General features: G+C 64.9%; 14 protein-coding genes. 8 read left to right on the top strand and 6 right to left on the bottom strand.

All coding sequences use genetic code 11. From position 1 onward, the window contains the following. Positions 1-181: 181 nt before the first annotated feature. Positions 182-1,297, top strand: coding sequence for an amidinotransferase (locus LG047_RS04545; RefSeq protein ID WP_227965715.1), 1,116 nt, complete (start codon positions 182-184; stop codon positions 1,295-1,297). Between the two features lie 78 nt (positions 1,298-1,375). Here the strand turns inward: LG047_RS04545 and LG047_RS04550 are convergent, their stop codons facing one another. Then, the gene (locus LG047_RS04550; RefSeq protein ID WP_036287583.1) at positions 1,376-1,696 is read right to left on the bottom strand and encodes a multidrug efflux SMR transporter; all 321 of its coding nucleotides are present in this window, start codon (positions 1,694-1,696) and stop codon (positions 1,376-1,378) included. A gap of 160 nt (positions 1,697-1,856) precedes the next feature. Between LG047_RS04550 and LG047_RS04555 the strand changes: the two genes are divergently transcribed. Continuing rightward, positions 1,857-2,735, top strand: a complete 879-nt coding sequence (locus LG047_RS04555; protein WP_227965716.1) for a pirin family protein — start codon at positions 1,857-1,859, stop codon at positions 2,733-2,735. On the opposite strand, the gene LG047_RS04560 is transcribed toward LG047_RS04555, so the two are convergent. Both LG047_RS04560 and LG047_RS04565 read right to left on the bottom strand, forming a co-directional pair. After that, on the bottom strand, positions 2,736-4,460 hold the full coding sequence (locus LG047_RS04560) for an ATP-binding protein (protein WP_227965717.1): 1,725 nt from the start codon (positions 4,458-4,460) through the stop codon (positions 2,736-2,738). 10 nt (positions 4,461-4,470) lie between these two features. Then, positions 4,471-6,009: a YifB family Mg chelatase-like AAA ATPase gene (locus LG047_RS04565; protein ID WP_227965718.1), complete on the bottom strand. Its 1,539-nt coding sequence runs from the start codon at positions 6,007-6,009 to the stop codon at positions 4,471-4,473. 246 nt (positions 6,010-6,255) lie between these two features. Here LG047_RS04565 and LG047_RS04570 point away from each other — a divergent pair, with 246 nt between their 5' ends. Continuing rightward, positions 6,256-7,038: a lytic transglycosylase domain-containing protein gene (locus LG047_RS04570; RefSeq protein ID WP_227965719.1), complete on the top strand. Its 783-nt coding sequence runs from the start codon at positions 6,256-6,258 to the stop codon at positions 7,036-7,038. 206 nt (positions 7,039-7,244) lie between these two features. On the opposite strand, the gene LG047_RS04575 is transcribed toward LG047_RS04570, so the two are convergent. Next, complete coding sequence (locus LG047_RS04575) at positions 7,245-8,093, bottom strand: hypothetical protein (RefSeq protein ID WP_227965720.1); 849 nt, start codon at positions 8,091-8,093, stop codon at positions 7,245-7,247. 549 nt (positions 8,094-8,642) lie between these two features. On the opposite strand from LG047_RS04575, the gene LG047_RS04580 reads away from it, so the two are divergent. Beyond that, positions 8,643-9,410 carry a Bax inhibitor-1/YccA family protein gene (locus LG047_RS04580; RefSeq protein ID WP_036282657.1) on the top strand — a complete coding sequence of 256 codons (768 nt, stop codon included), beginning with the start codon at positions 8,643-8,645 and terminating at the stop codon, positions 9,408-9,410. Between the two features lie 53 nt (positions 9,411-9,463). Here the strand turns inward: LG047_RS04580 and LG047_RS04585 are convergent, their stop codons facing one another. Next, a complete protein-coding gene (locus LG047_RS04585; RefSeq protein WP_227965721.1) occupies positions 9,464-9,886 on the bottom strand; it encodes a DUF2794 domain-containing protein in 423 nt (140 codons plus the stop codon). Positions 9,887-10,392: 506 nt separating this feature from the next. Between LG047_RS04585 and htpG the strand changes: the two genes are divergently transcribed. The 3 genes from htpG (at position 10,393) to LG047_RS04600 (ending at position 14,668) form a co-directional block, all read left to right on the top strand. Continuing rightward, positions 10,393-12,312 (top strand): molecular chaperone HtpG, encoded by a 1,920-nt coding sequence (gene htpG, locus LG047_RS04590; protein WP_227965722.1) that lies wholly within the window; start codon positions 10,393-10,395, stop codon positions 12,310-12,312. A 26-nt stretch (positions 12,313-12,338) separates the two neighbouring features. Further along, complete coding sequence (gene prmC / locus LG047_RS04595; protein WP_227965723.1) at positions 12,339-13,235, top strand: peptide chain release factor N(5)-glutamine methyltransferase; 897 nt, start codon at positions 12,339-12,341, stop codon at positions 13,233-13,235. Between the two features lie 548 nt (positions 13,236-13,783). Beyond that, positions 13,784-14,668, top strand: a complete 885-nt coding sequence (locus LG047_RS04600) for a DUF4167 domain-containing protein (RefSeq protein WP_084678992.1) — start codon at positions 13,784-13,786, stop codon at positions 14,666-14,668. Between the two features lie 6 nt (positions 14,669-14,674). On the opposite strand, the gene LG047_RS04605 is transcribed toward LG047_RS04600, so the two are convergent. Beyond that, on the bottom strand, positions 14,675-15,430 hold the full coding sequence (locus tag LG047_RS04605; protein ID WP_227965724.1) for an MOSC domain-containing protein: 756 nt from the start codon (positions 15,428-15,430) through the stop codon (positions 14,675-14,677). A gap of 202 nt (positions 15,431-15,632) precedes the next feature. On the opposite strand from LG047_RS04605, the gene clpB reads away from it, so the two are divergent. Beyond that, positions 15,633-18,260, top strand: coding sequence for an ATP-dependent chaperone ClpB (clpB, locus tag LG047_RS04610; RefSeq protein WP_227965725.1), 2,628 nt, complete (start codon positions 15,633-15,635; stop codon positions 18,258-18,260). Positions 18,261-18,278: the final 18 nt, after the last annotated feature.

Consider the following 18,278-nt stretch of genomic DNA (forward strand, 5'->3'; position numbering starts at 1 on the left):
CGTCATAAGCCTAGTGTGGGGATTGCGGATGCGCCGTCAACCCCGCCCGATTTCAAACTGACCCACTACCGCCGGTAGACGAGCGCCGCCACAACGACATATTTTGCGTCGCGGCCGGACCGGCGATCAACGTCGGCGCAGGGACAATAGAGTTCTGAGAGCAGGAAACGAGGGCTGACGAATGAACATACACGCATCGATGACGGAGGCGGCCGTCACGGCTGAATGTCCGGTCAATTCCCACAACGAATGGGATCCCCTGGAAGAGATCATCGTCGGCCGGCTGGAAGGCTCCACCATTCCGTCGGATCACCCCGTCGTCACCTGCAACATTCCCGGCATGGCGGCGCGCGCGCAGGCGCTGGCGGCTGGCTTCCGCTTTCCGAAATTCATGATCGAGCCCGCCCAGGAGGAACTCGACAATTTCATCAAGGTGCTCGAATCGCTCGGCGTCACCGTCACCCGGCCGGAAGCGTTCAACCACAAGGCCAAATTCTCGACGCCCCACTGGTCCTCGCGCGGCTTCTGCAACTCCTGCCCGCGCGACTCCATGCTCGTCATCGGCGACGAAATCCTCGAAACGCCCATGGCCTGGCCCTGCCGCTATTTCGAGACGCATTCCTACCGGCCGATCCTGAAGGACTATTTCCGCCGCGGCGCGCGCTGGACCTCGGCGCCCAAGCCCCAGCTCACCGACGAGCTGTTCGACCCGAATTTCAGGCTCCCCGAAAAGGGCGAGCCGATGCGCTACATCCTCACCGAATTCGAGCCGGTCTTCGACGCCGCCGACTTCTTCCGCTGCGGCCGCGACATCTTCGTCACCCGCTCGAACGTCACCAACGCCATGGGAATCGAATGGCTGCGGCGGCACCTTGGCGAGGGCTACCGCATTCACGAGATCAAGAGCCGCTGCCCGAACCCGATGCACATCGACACGACGATCCTGCCGCTCGGGCCGGGCAAGATCCTGATCAATCCGGAATACATCAACCCGGACGAACTGCCCGATATCCTGAAGAAATGGGACATTCTCGTCGCGCCGGACCCGGACCCGATCGAGGACCGCATTCTCAAGATCACGTCCATGTGCGGCAAATGGCTGAGCATGAACATATTGATGGTCGACGAGAAGCGCATGATAGTCGACCCGCATCACACCAACATGATGCGGCAGGTGGAGAAATGGGGCTTCGAGCCGATCCCCGTCCCCTTCCTGCACTACGCGGCCTTCGGCGGCGCCTTCCATTGCGCGACGCTCGACGTGCGCCGCCGCGGAACGCTGGAGAGTTATTTCTAGGACAAATGTCCGGGGCGTATCGGCGAGACGAAAACGCAATCCTCGGGGCTTTCCGGCGCGGCCAGAGCCGGAAAGCCCTCAGGAGTTCGTCCCGAGACGAAGACCGATGATCCCGACGACGATAAAGATTATCGACGCCAGTCGCCAGGGCGTCGTCGGTTCGTTGAACAGATAGACGCCGACCAGCGTGACGGCGGCGACGCTGCCGCCCGTCCAGACGGCATAGGCGGTGCCGGCGGGAATGGTTTTCACCGCAAGACCGAGACAGCCGACGCTCGCGATCATGAAAAACAGCATGATCACCGACGGCCAGAAGCGAGTGAAACCGTCGGCGTATTTCATGCCCACGAGCCACCCGACTTCGCAAAGACTGCCAATCATCAGAATGACCCAGTCCATTTCGCAATGCCCTCGTTCGATCGGCGCGAATCTCCGCCCATGGCCTTGTTGGCGTTCTACGCCCTGCCGCGTCAAGGACCAAGGTTGAGCCGGGTCGTTTGAATTTCCCGGCCCGCGCTCCAGATAGATGGACGTCGAACTCGCCGCCAAGAGGCCGCTCATGAGAAAAATTGTCGGCGTCTATCCTGCGCCTGCCGGCGTGCGCTGGGTCGGGGACGGTTTTCCGGTGCGCTCGCTCTTCTCCCATCATGAACATGGCGCGCGCGTCAGTCCGTTCCTGCTGTTCGATTATGCCGGGCCCGCCGATTTTTCGCCGACCGGACATCGGCGCGGGGTCGGCCAGCATCCCCATCGCGGATTCGAGACCGTGACGATCGTCTATGATGGAGAGGTCGCGCATCGCGACTCGACCGGCGCCGGCGGTCTCATCGGACCGGGCGACGTGCAATGGATGACGGCCGGCTCCGGCGTTTTGCACGAGGAATATCATTCCGAGGCTTTCGCGCGCTCGGGCGGGCGTTTTGAAGTCGTGCAACTCTGGGTCAATCTGCCTGCGCGCGACAAGATGACGGCGCCGCGCTACCAGACGCTGCTCGACAACGACATTCCGCGAGTCGAGCTGCCGGAAGGCGCGGGCGTCCTTCGCGTGATCGCAGGCGAATATGACGGAGTCAAAGGCCCTGCGCGGACTTTCACGCCGATCGACATCTGGGACATCCGGCTCGACAAGGGCGAAGCGGCGAATTTCACGCCGCATGAAGGCCATTCGCTGATAATCGTCGTGCTCGGCGGCGCGATAGAGATCAACGGACAGGCCAGGGCGAAGGAAGCCGAGGTGGTCGTCTTCGAAATGGGCGGCGGAGCGTTGAGCCTGTCGGCGCTGGCCGACACGAAGCTCCTTCTCCTTAGCGGCGAGCCGATCGACGAGCCCGTTGCGCAGCAAGGCCCTTTCGTGATGAACACGGCTGAAGAGATCAAGACGGCGTACGCCGATTACGAGTCGGGTCGTTTCGGCGCCATCGCGCCGCAAGACGCCTGATTAAACGGCGCCGCGCCGTTCGATCGGGCGCGGCGAGAGACGCAGCTCCTCGAGTGTTAGGGCAAGCCGCGAGAAATCCACGGGTTTCGTGAGAAAGGCGTCGACGCCGGCGGCGCGCGCGGCGCTTTCGTCTTCCTCCTGCGCGCTCGCTGTCAGCGCAAGGATCGGCGTCCTCGGCGCGCCGGCGCGCGCCTCGGCGTCGCGAATGCGTCGCGTCGCCTCGCGGCCATCGAGCTCGGGCATGAAGAGATCCATGACGATGACGTCGAAAGGCGGCGACGCGTCGCCAATCGCCGCCCGGACCAACTCCACCGCCTCGGCGCCGTTGCGCGCGCGCGTCACGCTCGCGCCGAGCTTTTCGAGATGACGGGTCAGAATGAGCGCGTTGACGTCATTGTCCTCGGCGACGAGGGCGTTGAGGCCGGCAAGCGCGCGGACAGGTTCGGCGGTTTCGTGTTTCGGCGCGTCGATGCCCGCCGGCGAAAGGCGCGCGACGAGAGAGGCGATTCGGACAGGCTTGACCAGCCATCCGTCGAAATCGCGCAAGGCGGCCTCGCCGAATGCGCGCCGCTCCAGCGGCGAGAAAAGTAGAAACAGGCGCCGCGCCCCGGCCGCGCGCGCCGCCTGCGCGAGACGCGACGTGACGGGCGCGCCCAGGGCGCAATCGACGATCACCACATCGAGCGGCGGCGCGGCCGTCCGTTCGAGGCGGGCGATTCCCGCCGCTTCCCCCCCGGCGACCTCCGCGTCCGCGCCCGCCGATCGCAGGCTGCTCGCGAGATAGGGCGCCTCGAACAGGCTCAAGGCGATGATCAGCGCGCGGCGTCCCGCGAGCGGCCTGGGAGAATCCATCTTCGTCCGCGGCGGAGCGGGCAGCGTGAACGCAAAAGTGGATCCTTCCGGAGATGTGACTGCGAGCGTCAACACGCCGCCCATCTGCGCGACGAGGCGGCGTGAGATGGCGAGGCCGAGACCCGTGCCGCCGTGTCGGCGCGTCTCCGAGGCGTCGCCCTGCTCGAACTCCTCGAAGATCGCTGCGCGCGCCGCCTCTGGCACGCCCGGCCCCGTGTCCTGCACTTCGAATCTCAGCATCTCGCCGTCGCGCCCGACTTTGACGCCGACGCCGCCGTGATCGGTGAAATTGACCGCATTGCCGATAAGATTGACCAGCACCTGCCGAAGCCGCGCCGGATCGCCCTCCATCTCCTGCGGCGCCTCCGGCGCAATATGGCTGGCGATTTCAAGCCCCTTTGCGAGTGCGCGGGGCGCGAGTAATTCGACTACGCCTTCAACGAGCGGCGCGAGCGCGAATGTTTCGCGCCTCAATTCGAGTTTGCCCGCCTCGATCTTCGAAAAATCGAGTATGTCGTCGATGAGTTGCGCCAGCGAGCGGCTCGAATCATTGATCGCCTCGACATAGCTCGCCTGCTCGGCGTCGAGACGCGTCATCGCGAGAAGCTGCGCGAGACCCATGACGCCATTCAACGGCGTGCGGATCTCGTGGCTGACAGTGGCGAGAAAGCGCGACTTGGCGAGGCTCGCGGCCTCCGCCCTGTCGCGCGCGGCGGCGGCGGCGCGCAATTCCCAAATTTCGTCGCGCAGGCGTTCGAGCTCAGATTCGACCTGGCCACGACCGCGCTTTCGGGCCGCGACGAAGATCGAGGCGGCGAGCAGCGTAACGACAAGCTGCGCCGCGACAAGAATCAGAATGTCCTTCGCGCTCATTCTTCAACCATCAGGCCGCGATCCTTCCGGCCGCAAGCCCCGCGCGGTAGGAGAGCGCCTCCGCAAGATGCGGGCGCGCGACCTGAGCGGCCCCGTCGAGATCGGCGATGGTGCGCGCAAGTTTCAGCACGCGGTGAAATCCTCTCGCCGAAAGCGCGAAACGGTCGGAAGCCTCGCGAATCAGCGCCGTCCCCGCGGCGTCGAGCATGGCGACGCGCTCGATGACGGCGGCTGGCGCGGCGGCGTTGGCGGCGACGCCCGGCAAGGCCAGCGCGTCATAGCGGTCGCGCTGCAGCGCGCGGGCGCGTCCGACGCGAGCGGCGACCTCGAGCGACCCTTCAGATGGCGGCGGCAGCACCAGATCGGCTGCGGTGACGGCCGGAACTTCAATTTGAAGGTCGAAACGGTCCAGTAAGGGGCCGGACAGGCGCGCCTGATATTGCGCGACGCAGCGCTCGTTGGGCTGGCGGCGACAGGCGTAGCCCGGATCGAGCGCGTGACCGCATCGGCAGGGGTTCATCGCGGCGACAAGCTGGAAACGCGCGGGATAGACGGCGCGATGATTGGCGCGCGAGACGGCGACCTCGCCGGTTTCGAGCGGCTGGCGGAGACTGTCGAGCGCCTGCGGCTGAAACTCCGGCAATTCGTCGAGAAACAGCACGCCATTATGGGCCAGCGAAATTTCGCCGGGTTTCGCATGCGTTCCTCCGCCGACGAGCGCAGGCATCGAGGCCGAGTGATGCGGCGCGCGAAAGGGACGCCGATCGGTGAGTTCGCCGCCGGCGATCTGCCCGGCGACGGAATGGATCATCGAGACCTCGAGCAGCTCGCGCGGCGTAAGCGGCGGCAGGATCGACGGCAGACGCGCGGCCAACATGGATTTGCCGGCCCCGGGCGGCCCGCTCATGAGAAGATTGTGACCGCCGGCGGCGGCGATCTCCAGCGCGCGCTTGGCGCTCTCCTGCCCCTTGATGTCGGCGAGGTCGGGAAGGTCGGCGGCGAGCGCGCGCACTGCCGGTTCGGGCCGCGCGAGCGCCTGCGTTCCCTTCATGTGATTGACGAGCTGGATGAGCGAACGCGGCGCCAGCACCTCCATGTCGCGCGACGCCCATGCGGCCTCCGGACCACATTCGCGCGGGCAGATCAGCCCCTGCCCCCGCGAGTTGGCGGCCACCGCCGCGGGCAACACGCCCGCGACCGGGGTCAGTGTTCCATCGAGCGCGAGTTCGCCGAGCACGACGAAACCGTCGAGCGCGTCCGAAGGAATGGCGCCGATCGCCGCCATGACGCCCAGCGCAATGGGAAGATCGTAATGGCTCCCCTCCTTCGGCATGTCCGCGGGCGCGAGATTGACCGTAATGCGCTTCGCGGGCAGGGCGAGCCCGGAGGCGATGAGCGCGGCGCGCACGCGCTCCCGCGATTCGGCGACGGCCTTGTCCCCAAGGCCAACGACGTTGAAGACGACGGAGCCGCTCGTGATTTGCACCTGCACGTCGACTGGCCGCGCCTCGACGCCTTCGAATGCGACCGTCGCAACTCTCACCGCCATGACCTGCGCTCCGAAAAATTCGGCAAAGCCTGAAACAGCGCCAAAGTAGCGTTCAAGCTTTTCACGCGCAAGAACAATGTGAGAACGCCCCATGTGGCTCGAGGGCCCCGGACCGCCGCGCCGCGGCGGATTCATTGGCGCGGCAGTTGCCGAGAAGACAAAATTGTTTAGGCTCCTCCCGACTCGAAGGTTTATCCAGAAGGAGGCCATACTATGCGAAATCTTTTGTGGAGAAGCTCTGCGGCAATGGTTTTCACGGCTGCGACGCTGGGTTCTGCGCCTTCCGCGAGCGCCGCGCAATGCGGCAACGGCCCCGGCGGTTTCGAGCGCTGGAAGCAGGATTTCGCCGAAGAAGCGCGCGCCAGCGGACACGGACCGGGCGCGATCGACGCCCTGATGGGAACCCATTATAATACAGCGACCATCTCGGCCGATCGCGGCCAGAAAAGTTTCCGCCTCTCGCTCGATCAGTTCATGGCCAAACGCGGCGCCTCGGCCATCGTCGCGCGGGGGCGTTCGCTCAAGCGCTCCCAGGCGGCGCTGTTTTCGTCAATTCAGCAACGCTACGGGGTCCCGCCGGGACCGCTTCTGGCCATCTGGGGCATGGAGACGGGGTTCGGCGCCGTGCATGGGAATCAGCACGCGCTCTCGGCCATTGCGACGCTGGCCTATGACTGCCGCCGGTCGGATTATTTCACGGACCAGCTGAACGCGGCGCTCACGTTGATCGATCACGGAACGCTGTCGCCGAACGCGCGCGGGTCCATGCACGGCGAGATCGGCCAGACGCAATTCCTGCCCAAGAATATCCTGAACTACGGCGGCGGCGGCAATCTCGACAACGCGGGCGCCGCGCTTTCCGCGACGGCGAATTTCCTTCGGGCTCACGGGTGGCGTCCGGGCGCAGGATATCAGCCCGGCGAGCCCAATTTCGATGCGATTCAGGCTTGGAACGCCGCTTCGGTCTACCAGCGGGCCATCGCCATTATTGGCCGTCAGATCGATGGCGGGGGCGGCGAGTCCGATTGATCCTTCGGGAGCGGGATCACGCGCGATTCGGTGCGCAAATCTGAAAGGGTTTGCGCACCGTTGATATAGAACCCGGTTTGGCCGGGCGCTCCCTCTTGAATTATCTCTGAAATCTCAGAGAGCCCGCTATTTGCCCTCTCTCGCGAACCCGCCAGAACGGAGCAAGTCGTCGCGCCGGCAAATCTTCGCCGGCGCTAACGGAGCGGCTACTCGGCGGCGGTGCGATAATTGTCAGCGTCGTCCGGATCGTCCTTCGCCTTGCCGGCGCTCGGCTTGTCCGGACTTTCCGCCTCCCCATCCTGATTTGCCGTCGTCTCTCCATGGTCTGCGCCTTGTTGGTCGGCGTCATCCCCGAGTCCCGAATCGGAAAGGGGCGGCGGCGATTTGAAGGCCGCGGCGGCGGTCGCGATCTGCGGCGGCGGGCTGCGCCTGCGGTGGACGAGATAAATACCGGCGACCGCCAGCACGCCGAGACCCATCGTCAGATAGACCGGCAGATCGCGCATGAAAGTCTTGTCGACGGAGAATGGGAAGCGCGACACCCAACGCTCGCCATGCTCTCCGATCACGGTCACGATGCCGACGAAATAACCCGGCTCGTTGAACGTATGCTCGAAATTGATCGTGCCGGTCGGATAGATCTTCGGCTCGCGGTAAGCCACGGTCACCGCTTCCAGATTTTCGTTTTCCTTTTCCTCGCCGCCGACGTCCTTGACGATGCGCAGCTCTACCTTCATGTCGCGCAGCTCGTCCTGCTCGGCGTCGAGCACCATGATCATCGGGCCGGTCGACGGAATGTCTTCGCAAAATTCGTTCTTGGAGGCCTCGGGCAAATAACCGGTGAAGTTCATGATGTCGGGGCCGATGAACAGGCGGCACCGACCCTCAGCGGCGCCAAGCCGCCCATGCGCCTCGGCCGGCGCAGCAGCCGCGCCCGCGACGACAAGAAGAGCTGCGGCGGCCAGAAGCCGGAGCGGATCACGAACACTTTTTGTCGGGCCGACCGACAGAGCGCCTCGCACCGATCTGCCGAACGATGAGACGAGGCGCGACATTCTCTCATTCAGTCTACTGAACTGAGCAGATTCATCGTCACGCATATTCTCCTCCTGGTCTTCGTGCGACAAGGACACGCGACACTCGGGGTTTGGTTCGCGCCGCGTTTTGCCCTCACCGCGGCCGTGAGGGTCGGACGACGCCGTTGTCGAATGTTACCGCATTCTTGCGCGACAGCAAGGGTGCGACAATCGGTCATCTATACCGCTCTGCACTATTCACGCAGCCGGAAAGCTGGCCTGTCGGCATTCAAATTTCGCCATTCCTACAATAAATAAGCCGTCGGAGCCCGATCGGAAGGGTTTTTGCGCCGCTTTCGCTTGTGCGAAAGGCGGCGGCGCGGGGGCGCCTGAAAACGGGGGCCAAGGGATGTCGAAAGCGGACGATCCCCGGAACGATTAAGCCAAGTATTACCTTAACAAGAGTTCATCCGAGCCCGCCTTGTCACCCAGTTTGGACCAAGCCATATTGCAAGTAGCCAGAGAGGCTAAGGCCACAGCGCGTCGGTAAAGTCCGGGCGACTGGCCATGGAGATCGAGAGGGTCACAATGTCAAACTACGACCGCAACACGAGCTTCGGCTACGGCCGCGGGGTCGCTCGGTCAACGACGGCCGAGATCGACGAGGGGCTGCGCGCCTATATGCTCGGCGTTTATAATTATATGACGATCGGCCTTGCCGTAACGGGCCTGGTCGCGCTCGGCACCTACATGCTTTCGGTGGCCAAGGTCGGCGCCGGCCAGATCATTCTGACGCCATTCGGCCAGATGATCTTCACTTCGCCGCTGCGTTGGGTGATCATTCTGTCGCCGCTCGCCTTCGTGATGTTCCTCGGCGCGCGCGCCACCACCATGTCGGCGGCGACGGCCCGCAATCTGTTCTTCGCCTTCGCGGCGGTGATGGGCCTGTCGATGTCGTCCATCCTGCTGGTCTTCACCGGCGCGTCGATTGCGCGGATATTCTTCATCACCGCAGCCGCTTTCGGCGGCCTCAGCCTTTATGGCTACATGACGAAGCGGGATCTGTCGGCCTTCGGCTCCTTCCTGGTGATGGGCGTGTGGGGCCTTGTCATCGCCGGACTCGTCAATCTGTTCCTGCAGTCCACCGGCTTGCAGTTCGCCCTGTCGATCATTGCGGTTCTGGTCTTCGCCGGCCTGACCGCCTGGGATACGCAGAACATTAAGGACATGTATTACGAGGGCGACGGCTATGAAGTCGCGCAGAAGAAGAGCGTGTTCGGAGCCCTCTCGCTCTATCTCGACTTCATCAACATGTTCCAGTCGCTGCTGTATCTGTTCGGCCAGCGCAACGACTGATCCGCCCCGCGATCGTGAAAAGCCCCGCTTCGGCGGGGCTTTTTTGTTGGCCCTTATTCGGCGCCGACCAGTTTCAACCCGCGATCGAGCACGCGAATGACGCGTGCGAGATCATGCCCGCGGCGCATGACGAGGCCGGTGGCGGCGATGACGGCATAGGCACCCTGCCGGCGCGCGAGTTCGGGATTTTTCTCGATACGGTAGAGCGGCGCCTCGCTGGAGCGGCGGAAGACGGAGAAGACGGCCTTCGCCGGCGTGAAGTCCAGCGCGTAATCCCGCCACTCCCCGGCGGCGACTTTCGCGCCATACAGATTGAAGAGCATGTTTAATTCGCGCCGATCGAAAGATACTGGCGCGGAGCTGCGCGCTTCGCCTCGTCCGCGATTCTGCTCGCCCCGTTGCGCGCGGCCGGCGCCCGCCACCACGACGAGGGCGGGCCGGGAGGGGCTGGGCTCCGTCGTCTCCGACTCCGCCATGCAACGATTCTCCTCGAACCTCTATATGTTCGCGCGATGCGACGCCGGGGGCAAGCCTTTCATGTCAGCCTCGTGACAATAATTGCGGCGATCGGCGCGGCCTTAGCAAATTGGAAAGGAAAAATCACATTTCCGCCGGTATTGAGCCCCTTGCAGGCCAAACGATGTAGACAATATCTACGTGTTGCCCCGACAGGCTTCGCGATGGGCGTTTCCGGTTTTCGTCAGCCCCCCAGCCCCCCGGAATCGCGCGGCGCGAGGATCCTGAGCTATCGTGGCGATGGGCGGGTCGGCCGGGATATTCCCGCGCCGGCTCGTCTGCCCGGCAGATCCGGGAAAGGATGCCGATTCGGCGTTCACAGCCGGCGGTCAGGCGTTTTTTCCAAAGCTCCGGACTTGCAAAATCGTCACGAATGACGAACTCAAGGGCGCGGCCGATTGCGGCCCATTTTCCCCCTTTTATCGTTCTCTCCCGGGATGGAGAGGAATCTTCTTCTGGAGACGCCATGACTGACGACGCTGCTTCCGCCGACGCCGCTTCCCTGTCGCGCGAGCCGAGCGAAGCCGCCAATTTCGGCTTCGAGGCGGATGTCGCGCAGCTCCTGGAGCTGATGACGCATTCCGTATATTCGGAGCGCGAGGTGTTCCTGCGCGAGCTGATCTCGAACGCGGCCGACGCCTGCGAGAAACTGCGCTACGAATCGCTTTCCAACGAGAAACTCGCCGCGATGGCGGGCGCGCCGCTGGTGACGATCTCGCTCGACAAGGAGAAACGCACCATAACCGTCGCCGACAATGGCGTCGGCATGTCGCGTGACGAGCTCATCAGCGCGCTCGGCGCGATCGCCAATTCCGGCACGCGCGCTTTCCTCGAAAAGATCGGCAAGGAAGGGAGGGACGCGGGATCGTCCCTCATCGGCCGATTCGGCGTAGGCTTCTATTCGGTGTTCATGGTCGCCGACAATGTCGAGGTTGCGACGCGCCGCGCCGGCGAGGACAAGGCCTGGCTGTGGACCTCGCAGGGCAAGGGCACATATTCGATCGCGCCGCTCGCGCTCGAAGACGCGCCTCCGGTCGGCGCGCGCGTGACGCTGCATCTCAATTCCGAAAGCGACGAATTCCTCGAGCCGTGGCGCATCGAGAGCATCGTGCGCGAACATTCCGGCGCCGTCTCGACGCCGATCGATCTCGTCGAGGAGCCAGGCAAGGAGCCGCGGCGCATCGCCGACGGCGTCGCGCTGTGGACGAAGCCGAAATCGGAGATCACGGAGGAGCAGTATCTCGACTTCTACCGGCAATTGTCCGGCCAGTTCGACGAACCCGCCCTCACCGTGCACTGGCGCGCGGAAGGCCGCACGGAATATACGGTCCTTGCCTTCATTCCGGGCAGCCGGCCATTCGATCTCTTCGATCCGGGGCGCAAGAGCAAATCGAAGCTCTATGTCCGCCGCGTGCTGATCTCGCGCGAGGTGGACTTGATGCCGGCGTGGCTGCGTTTCGTGCGCATCGTCGTCGACAGCGCCGACATTCCGCTCAACGTCTCGCGCGAGATGGTTCAGAAGAGTCCCGTCATCGCCTCAATCGGCAAGGCGGTCGCGACGCGCATCCTTCAGGAGCTGACGAAGCTCGCGGAAAATGAGCCGGAGAAATTCGCGAAAGTCTGGGAGAACTTCGACGCCGTTCTGAAGGAGGGCCTGCATGAGGATCCCAGCCGTCGCGACGGTCTTTTCGCCATCGCGCGCTTCGCTTCGACGAAGTCCGAGGGGAAGACGCGCACGCTGAAGGATTACGTGGCCGATCTGCGCGAGAACCAGACGGCTATTTATTATATCGCCGGCGACGATGCGAAGCGCCTTGCCGCGAGCCCGCAGCTCGAAGGATTCCGCGCGCGCGGAATCGAGGTGCTGCTGCTCGACGACGCGGTCGATTCCTTCTGGGTCACGAGCGCGCTGGGCTTCGATGGCAAGCCTTTCAAATCGGTGACGCAGGGTCAGGCCGACATCGATTCGATTGCGCTTCTCGACGAGCCGAAGGAAGACGCGACTCCGGCGACGGAAGTCGGCGACCTTGTCGCCGCGCTGAAGGAAACGCTCGCCGAAAATATCGAGGACGTGCGCGTCTCGACACGATTGACGGAAAGCGCCGCCTGCCTCGTCGCCTCCGACAGGGGACTTGACCGGCAACTGGAGCGGATCCTCGCGGAGAGCGGGCAGAAGTCCATGTTCGGCAAGCCGGTGCTGGAGATCAATCCAAGGCATGCGGCCATTGCCGCGCTTGCCGCAAATCTGCGCGACAAGGGCCGCGAAGGCGCCAAGGATGGACTCTATATGCTGCTCGATCTCGCGCGCGTCGCGGATGGCGAAACGCCGGTCGATCCGGTGGCCTTCACGCGGCGACTGAGCGCTCTCATCGCGAAAGACGCGTAAAAGCAATGGACGCAGGCGGCGGCGCAATGACGACATCCGAAGCGCGCGAGGAAACGCCCACGCGCGCTGAGGCCATTGCGCAGGTCGCGAAATTTCTGGTCGCCGGCGGCGTGGAGGAAGCGCAAGCGCATGACGATGCGCGCGCGCTGCTGCGCGCCGCCGCCGATCTTTCGAGACTCGAACTCGCCATGCGACCGCAGGCGCCGCTCGCGGAGGAGCATGCGGACGCGCTTTCGCACTATGCCGCGCGCCGCGCCGCGCGCGAGCCCGTGTCGCGCATTCTTGGCGAACGCGGCTTCTGGACGCTCGATCTTCTCGTCGCCCCCGATGTGCTCGATCCACGTCCCGATACGGAAACGCTGATCGAGACGACGCTCGACCTGATCGGCGAGAAACGCAACGAACCGCTTTCAATTCTCGATCTGGGCACGGGCTCCGGAGCCATCGTCTGCGCGCTGCTCAGCGAATTGCCGAGGGCGCGCGCGGTGGCGGTCGACCTTTCCCCGCAGGCCTGCGCAGCGGCGGCGAATAATCTCGCGCGTTGCGGATTTTCGAATCGCGCAAGCGTGATGCGCGGCAGATGGGCGGAGGCGCTATCGGCGCGGTTCGACATCATCGTCTCCAACCCGCCCTATGTGCGCGCGGGAGAAATCCCTCAGCTCGACCCAGAGGTGCGGCTCCATGATCCGGCGCTTGCGCTCGATGGCGGCGTCGACGGGCTCGACTGCTACCGGGAGATCATCGACGATCTGCCACGGCTCGTTGCGGACGACGGACTCGTGGCTTTCGAAGTCGGCTCCGATCAGGCGGTGAGCGTCGCTTCGCTTCTCGGCGCGCAGGGATTCGGCGTCGAACGCGTCGGCCGCGACCTTGGCGGGCATGAAAGGGTCGTGGCGGCGCGGCGCGCGCGGTCGCGGTCGTGACATATTAGCTACAGTGCGCGGTTTTTCTGCCCTTTCCCGCGCACGCGCCCTTGGCGGCGGGGAAGCGAGTCACTATAGTCAAATCAAATCCAGCTGATCGTCGACATCGAGATAGGGGTCTCGAAGAATCCGGCTCCGCCGCGCGAGCGGAAGCCAAGGACCAGCCGGCAAAAAGCCGGTGTCGAAGCTGACATGATCCCGGCGGAATGAGGCGACAAGAATTTGTCGCGACGCGCATCAATTTGAAGCTGCGCGTGACGTGTGACCGCCACGGACGTTTGTCGCTCGCTCGACCTGCGGCGCGGGCCGCGGGCGACGCGCACGGTAAGTGCAGCGGGCGGAACGACGGCAATTTTGGGAATACGCAAGGTGGGGCGCGCGCAGACGCCTTGCGCCGCGCGCGAAGGATCGGAAAGGCCGGCCGTGCCGACGGTACCTTCAAGTCTGCGGAAGAATGAAGCGACGCAGCGGACCGTCAAAGAGCGAAACAACGCACGGTGCGTGCGAACCTCTCGGGGAGTTTGATGAGACCAGGACAAAACAAGAGAATGCGGGGTCGCAGCGGCCGCAAGGGGCCCAATCCCCTCACCCGCTCCTATGAGTCGAACGGCCCCGACGTGAAGATTCGCGGCACCGCGCAGCATATCGCCGAGAAATATCTGCAGCTCGCGCGCGACGCGCAGTCCTCCGGCGACACGATCATGGCCGAGAGCCTGCTGCAGCACGCCGAACACTACTTCCGGCTGATCGCGGCCGCTCAGGCGGCGCAGCAGGTCGCGGGTTTCGGCGGGCGCCCGCAGATGGAGGCGGAGGTCGATCTCGGCGACGACGACGACGATTTCGCGGCCCTGCCCGACCGTTTCGCGCCGCTCTCCGAGCGCCTGCCGCCGGCTGCCTATCAGGCCCAGCCGCAGCCTTTCGCGCCGCAGCCCCAGCCGCAGCCGCATTTCGTCCAGCCGCCGCAACCGCAGCCGCAACCGTTCGAGGAACGCCCGATAGGCGAAATGCGCCCCGAGCGCATTGAGCGCGCGCCGCGGCCGGAGCGTGCGCCCTATGGCGAGCGTGGCCGTGATCGAAATGGGGAAGGCGGCGAGCGTCCCCCGCGCCATCAGGCCGCCTATGAGCGTAATCGCGACGGCCGACGGTTCCACCAGCGGTCCGAAACCGCCGAGGCTGCGCCTGCCGCGGCTCTGCCGTCTTTCATCACCGCCCCGCCGGCGCGTCCGGTCGTCAGCGAGACTGAGGCCCCCGAGAGCGCGCTGACGACGCCCTCCCGCCCCGCCGCCGCGCGGGAGCATGAAGGCGTGAACTTCCACCTCAGCTCGCGCCGCCGTCGCCGGCCGCGCGCCGCAGCCGACGAGGCCGCTGGCGAATCGCGGCAGGAGGAAGCCCCGCAGGCGAGCGAACTGCCCTTCGAGCCCGACCACATCTGATCGGGATCAGACCAATGCGAGCGCGTCGCCCCGGGTGACGCGCCCGCCCCTCTCGATGCGGGCGTAGACGCCGCAATCGATATGGCCGAAAGCCTTGCGGATCGTCTGCACGAGATCCATGTCGCGCCGGCCGGAGCCCGGCTCGACGCCCGTGGCGGCGCAACGGTCGGTCATCTTCAGCACCGTCAGCGTCGCGCCGCCGAGTTGAAACGTTTTTCCGGGCCAGTCCGCCTCGGCCCAGCGCTCCGCCCCGTCGATGTAGAGGTTGGCGCGAAAGCGCAGCGGATCGACTGCGGCTCCCTGCGCCTCCTCGATCGCCTTCACGCTCGCCAAATTGACGAGGGACACGAAGCCCGACTTCGAGTCCGTGAAACGAAAGCCTTCCGGCGCCTGGAGCAGGCGAACGGGGCCGCGGATTTCGTCGCCGAGAAAGCCGGTCAGAAAAGTCTCGATCGCCGCGCGACCTTCGGCGCTCCGCAGATCGCCCCGCGCGACCTCCCGCCCCTCCCGCGCGATCGTCAGCACGCCGCTCGCATGGTCGTAGCGCGTCGCCAGCCCGGCAAGGGCTCCGTTGCGCATCAGCATCAGGAATTTCACCTTCGGCTGATGCTCCGGCGCGGCCGGGTCGAAACCCGAGGGGCCGTTTTCCAGCGCAAAGACGCGGTCGCCGGGGAAATAGCCGTCCGCGTCGAGGTCGGCGAATTCGAGCGCCTCGGGCGAGAGGCCCTTGACGGGATAGCGGTAGATGGACGCGAGGCGCATGATTGCTCCGATTGCGAAAATTCGCTGCGACATTAAGTCCGGCCGATCAAAAACGAAAACGCCGCGACCAAGACGAAGCGCCCTCTTTTCAGGACCCGGGGGCTTTCCCATATCGGCTCAGAGGGTCGCCGCAAGGGACCGAAAGATTTGGACGCGAGGCGCGCCGCTTGGATGGGCCGCCTCAAGGTCGAAAGGGGTGCAAATGAATTTCGAGAAATACACCGAACGCGCGCGCGGTTTCGTGCAGTCCGCGCAGTCGCTCGCCACGCGAGAGGGACATCAGCAGTTCACGCCCGAACATTTGCTGAAGGTCCTGCTCGATGACGAGCAGGGCCTTTCCGCCGGTCTCATCGACCGCGCGGGCGGCAATTCGCGCGAGGCGCTGGCCAAGACCGAGGCGGCGCTTGCGAAGCTCCCCAAGGTGATGGGCTCGGGCGCTGGGCAGCTTTATCTGGCGCCGGCCACGGCGCGGCTTTTCGACAACGCCGAGAAGATCGCGCAGAAGGCGGGCGACTCTTACGTCACCGTCGAGCGGCTGCTGCTTGCGCTCGCGCTGGAGAAGGACGCCGAATCCGCGAAAATCCTCGCCGCCGCCGGCGTGACGCCGCAGACGCTTAACGCCGCGATCGAGGATCTGCGCAAGGGCCGCACCGCCGATTCCGCCTCCGCCGAGAACGCCTATGACGCGCTCAAGAAATACGCCCGCGACCTGACGGAAGCCGCGCGGGAAGGCAAGCTCGACCCGGTGATCGGCCGCGACGAGGAAATCCGCCGCACCGTGCAGGTTCTGTCGCGCCGGACCAAGAACAACCCGGTGCTGATCGGCGAACCCGGCGTCGGCAAGACGGCGATCGTCGAAGGCCTCGCGCTGCGCATCGTCAATGGCGACGTTCCCGAGTCTCTCGAAGACAAGAAGCTGCTGGCGCTCGACATGGGCGCGTTGATCGCGGGCGCGAAATATCGCGGCGAGTTCGAGGAGCGGCTGAAGGCCGTGCTCAACGAGATCACTGCGGCCGAGGGCAAGATCATCCTCTTCATCGACGAGATGCACACGCTGGTCGGCGCCGGCAAGGCGGATGGCGCGATGGACGCGTCGAACCTGCTGAAGCCAGCGCTCGCGCGCGGCGAGCTGCATTGCGTCGGCGCGACCACGCTCGACGAATATCGCAAGCATGTCGAGAAGGACGCGGCGCTCGCCCGTCGCTTCCAGCCCGTCTTCGTCGATGAGCCGACGGTCGAGGACACGATCTCGATCCTTAGGGGCTTGAAAGAAAAATACGAGATGCATCACGGCGTGCGCATCACCGATTCGGCGATCGTGGCGGCTGCGACCCTGTCGAACCGTTACATCTCGGACCGCTTCCTGCCCGACAAGGCGATCGACCTCGTGGACGAAGCCTCGTCCCGCCTGCGTATGCAGATCGACTCGAAGCCGGAGGAACTCGACGAACTCGACCGCCGCATCATCCAGCTCAAGATCGAGCAGGAGGCGCTGCGCAAGGAGACCGACGCGGCCTCGAAAGACCGGCTCGTGAAGCTCGAATCCGAGCTTGCCGATCTGGAAGAAAAGTCGTCGTCGCTCACGGCGCGCTGGCGCGCGGAGAAGGACAAGCTCGGCAGCGCGCAGAAGCTGAAGGAGCAGCTGGAGACCGCACGCAATGAACTGGCGCAGGCGCAGCGGCGCGGCGAATATCAGCGCGCGGGCGAACTGACTTATGGCGTGATCCCGGACCTCGAGAAGAAGCTTGCGGAGACGGAAGCCTCGGAGGGCAAAGGCGCCCTGATCGAGGAAGCCGTGACCGCGAATGACGTCGCGCAGGTCGTGTCTCGTTGGACGGGCGTGCCGGTCGACAAGATGCTCGAGGGCGAACGCGAGAAGCTTCTCCATATGGAGGACGAACTCGCCAAGCGCGTCGTCGGTCAGCGCGAAGCGGTCGAAGCGGTTTCGACCGCCGTGCGCCGCGCCCGCGCGGGCCTGCAGGACCCGAACCGTCCGATCGGCAGCTTCATCTTCCTCGGCCCCACCGGCGTCGGCAAGACGGAGCTCACCAAGGCGCTCGCGAGCTTCCTGTTCGACGACGAGACGGCGATGGTGCGCCTCGACATGTCGGAATATATGGAGAAGCACTCTGTCGCCCGCCTCATCGGCGCGCCTCCCGGCTATGTCGGCTATGAGGAAGGCGGCGCGCTGACGGAAGCGGTTCGCCGCCGGCCCTATCAGGTCGTGCTGTTCGACGAGATCGAGAAGGCGCATCCGGACGTGTTCAACGTCCTGCTGCAGGTGCTCGACGACGGGCGCCTGACGGACGGCCAGGGCCGCACGGTCGACTTCAAGAACACGCTCATCATCATGACGTCGAACCTCGGCGCCGAATTCCTCGTGATGCAGCAGGAGGGCGAGGATTCGTCCGCAGTGCATGACGAGGTGATGCAGGTCGTGCGCTCGCATTTCCGGCCGGAGTTCCTGAACCGCGTCGACGAGATCATCCTGTTCCATCGCCTGCGGCGCGAGGATATGGGCGCGATCGTCGACATCCAGTTCAAGCGTCTCCAGAAGCTGCTCGAGGATCGCAAGATCACGCTGCATCCCGACAGCAAGGCGCGCGACTGGCTGGCGGCGAAGGGCTACGATCCCGCCTATGGCGCAAGGCCGCTGAAGCGGGTGATGCAGAAGGAGCTGCAGGACGCGCTGGCCGAACGGCTGCTCGCGGGCGAGATAGTCGACGGCGCGACGGTGGAAGTCTCCGCCGAAGGCCAGGCGCTGACCATCGACGGCAAGCCGACGCACGGCCCGGTGAAGCCGGTGCTGCGGACGGTGGGGAACGCGTAAACAAGGGCCCCGCGTTCG

The organism is Methylocystis sp. WRRC1, assembly GCF_020733155.1.
Lineage (GTDB): Bacteria > Pseudomonadota > Alphaproteobacteria > Rhizobiales > Beijerinckiaceae > Methylocystis.

What these genes read in the sequence shown, in the direction of transcription:
- LG047_RS04545 (WP_227965715.1), top strand. Translation starts at nt 182, where the DNA reads ATGAACATACACGCATCGATGACGGAGGCGGCCGTCACGGCTGAATGT.
- LG047_RS04550 (WP_036287583.1), bottom strand. Translation starts at nt 1,696, where the DNA reads ATGGACTGGGTCATTCTGATGATTGGCAGTCTTTGCGAAGTCGGGTGG.
- LG047_RS04555 (WP_227965716.1), top strand. Translation starts at nt 1,857, where the DNA reads ATGAGAAAAATTGTCGGCGTCTATCCTGCGCCTGCCGGCGTGCGCTGG.
- LG047_RS04560 (WP_227965717.1), bottom strand. Translation starts at nt 4,460, where the DNA reads ATGAGCGCGAAGGACATTCTGATTCTTGTCGCGGCGCAGCTTGTCGTT.
- LG047_RS04565 (WP_227965718.1), bottom strand. Translation starts at nt 6,009, where the DNA reads ATGGCGGTGAGAGTTGCGACGGTCGCATTCGAAGGCGTCGAGGCGCGG.
- LG047_RS04570 (WP_227965719.1), top strand. Translation starts at nt 6,256, where the DNA reads ATGGTTTTCACGGCTGCGACGCTGGGTTCTGCGCCTTCCGCGAGCGCC.
- LG047_RS04575 (WP_227965720.1), bottom strand. Translation starts at nt 8,093, where the DNA reads ATGTCGCGCCTCGTCTCATCGTTCGGCAGATCGGTGCGAGGCGCTCTG.
- LG047_RS04580 (WP_036282657.1), top strand. Translation starts at nt 8,643, where the DNA reads ATGTCAAACTACGACCGCAACACGAGCTTCGGCTACGGCCGCGGGGTC.
- LG047_RS04585 (WP_227965721.1), bottom strand. Translation starts at nt 9,886, where the DNA reads ATGGCGGAGTCGGAGACGACGGAGCCCAGCCCCTCCCGGCCCGCCCTC.
- htpG (WP_227965722.1), top strand. Translation starts at nt 10,393, where the DNA reads ATGACTGACGACGCTGCTTCCGCCGACGCCGCTTCCCTGTCGCGCGAG.
- prmC (WP_227965723.1), top strand. Translation starts at nt 12,339, where the DNA reads ATGACGACATCCGAAGCGCGCGAGGAAACGCCCACGCGCGCTGAGGCC.
- LG047_RS04600 (WP_084678992.1), top strand. Translation starts at nt 13,784, where the DNA reads ATGCGGGGTCGCAGCGGCCGCAAGGGGCCCAATCCCCTCACCCGCTCC.
- LG047_RS04605 (WP_227965724.1), bottom strand. Translation starts at nt 15,430, where the DNA reads ATGCGCCTCGCGTCCATCTACCGCTATCCCGTCAAGGGCCTCTCGCCC.
- clpB (WP_227965725.1), top strand. Translation starts at nt 15,633, where the DNA reads ATGAATTTCGAGAAATACACCGAACGCGCGCGCGGTTTCGTGCAGTCC.